This window comes from Megasphaera sp. AF13-6AC, from assembly GCF_027685385.1.
In the GTDB taxonomy this organism is placed as follows: Bacteria; Bacillota; Negativicutes; order Veillonellales; family Megasphaeraceae; genus Megasphaera; species Megasphaera micronuciformis.
Window position 1 is genome coordinate 8,648 of sequence record NZ_JAQCUN010000041.1, and the last position, 1,965, is coordinate 10,612.

General features: G+C 45.6%; 2 protein-coding genes. Both read left to right on the forward strand.

The genetic code is table 11. From position 1 onward, the window contains the following. On the forward strand, nt 1-560 hold a 560-nt coding region (locus tag PGX78_RS03690), incomplete at its 5' end, for a diaminopimelate dehydrogenase (RefSeq protein WP_270445445.1). Nucleotides 561-719: 159 nt separating this feature from the next. Next, nucleotides 720-1,826, forward strand: coding sequence for a redox-regulated ATPase YchF (gene ychF / locus PGX78_RS03695; protein ID WP_270445446.1), 1,107 nt, complete (start codon nt 720-722; stop codon nt 1,824-1,826). Nucleotides 1,827-1,965 lie beyond the last annotated feature (139 nt).

The window sequence follows — 1,965 nt, forward strand, 5'->3', positions numbered from 1 at the left end:
AAGGTAAGTCTTATACCTTCTGGGGGCGTGGCGTAAGCCAAGGTCATTCCGACGCCATTCGCCGTATTGACGGTGTTGTAGACGCTCGTCAATATACAGTTCCTAAGGATAAATACTTAAATGCTATCCGCAACGGTGAAATGCCGGAAGTTACGGGTCAAGAAGCCCACTTAAGAGACTGCTACGTCGTAGCTGCCGAAGGGGCTGACAAAGCTCGCATTGAAAATGAAATCAAAACAATGAAGAACTATTTCGTCGGTTATGAAACGGTCGTTCACTTCATTTCTCAAGAAGAACTCGATCGCGATCACAAGGGCATTCCCCACGGCGGTTTTGTTTTACGCAGCGGCGAAAGCACTCCGGGTACGAAACATGTTGTAGAATATCGCTTGCAACTCGACAGCAATCCTGAATTTACAGGTTCCGTATTAACCGCATATGCACGTGGTTTAAACCGGTTAGCAAAACATAAGGCTACGGGGGCGTTTACGGTATTTGATATTCCGCCTGCATGGATTTCCGTTCACTCAGACGAAGAATTACGCGCACATTCCTTATAAAATAAAAAAGAACCGCAACCGTTTAACTTAATCGGTTGCGGTTCTTTTTTACTCCTAAAAAGTGCCAAGTACGGATCTCATCACAAGGCCCCGTTTTATGGTATAATGTGTATTTGAACTGATAATTTTGATTATATATTAACGATTAAAGGTGATATGATGAGTACAAATCTTGAAGTCGGTATTGTCGGCTTACCGAATGTCGGAAAAAGCACGCTGTTCAATGCCATAACCAAAGCCGGTGCCGAAGCGGCAAACTATCCGTTCTGCACTATCGAACCGAATGTCGGGGTCGTAGAAGTTCCCGATAAGCGCATTTCCGTCCTTACGGATATGTATCATCCCAAAAGCGTCGTCCCGGCAGTTATGCGTTTCGTCGATATTGCAGGCCTCGTTGCAGGTGCCTCCAAGGGCGAAGGTCTAGGGAATAAATTTCTCAGCCACATTCGAGAAACCGATGCCATTGCTGAAGTAGTCCGTTGTTTTGAGGACGAAAACATAACCCATGTCTCCGGGTCCGTAGACCCGTTGCGCGATATTGATATTATTAACACTGAACTATGCCTTGCCGACTTGGAAACAACTCAAAAGCGTGCAGACAGACTGAATAAAATTGCCAAAAGCGGTGACAAGGCTGCAAAAGCCGAATTAGCAGTCCTCGAGAAAGTGCTTACCTGCCTGGAAAACGGTGAAGGCGCCCGCAAGGCACAGCTGACAAAAGATGAGTTGCCCTTACTCAAAGAATTGAATTTATTAACCCTTAAACCCATTTTATATATTTGTAACGTAGCGGAAGATGAAGCCGCCACAGCTACGGAAAATCCGCTCGTACAGAAGGTGACGGAATTCGCTGCCGCCGAAGGTTCCCAAGTCGTTGCCGTATCGGCAAAAATAGAATCGGAAATCGCCGAACTTCCCGATGATGAAGCGGCTATGTTCCTGGAAGAGCTCGGTCTTCCCGAGGCGGGGCTTACGAAGTTAATCCATGCCAGCTATGCACTCTTGGGCTTAATTAACTTCTTCACGGCCGGTGCCGATGAAGTCCGCGCTTGGACGATTGTCAAAGGAACGCGGGCGCAAAAAGCGGCAGGTAAAATTCATACGGACATTGAACGCGGTTTTATTCGTGCCGAAATTGTATCATACGACGATCTCATTGCCTGCGGTAGCGAATTAGCTGCTAAAGAAAAAGGACTCGTACGCTTGGAAGGGAAAGATTATCCTATGCAAGACGGCGATGTCACCTATTTCAGATTTAATGTTTAAGATATAAAGAAAATAATCCCTTGGCTTATATAGCCAAGGGATTATTTTCTTTATACATATTTATCGATCAACTGTTGAAATTCATCAGCATGCTCAACTTGCCAAGCTGCAAAGGTACTTTTTGTCGCTTCAACGGACT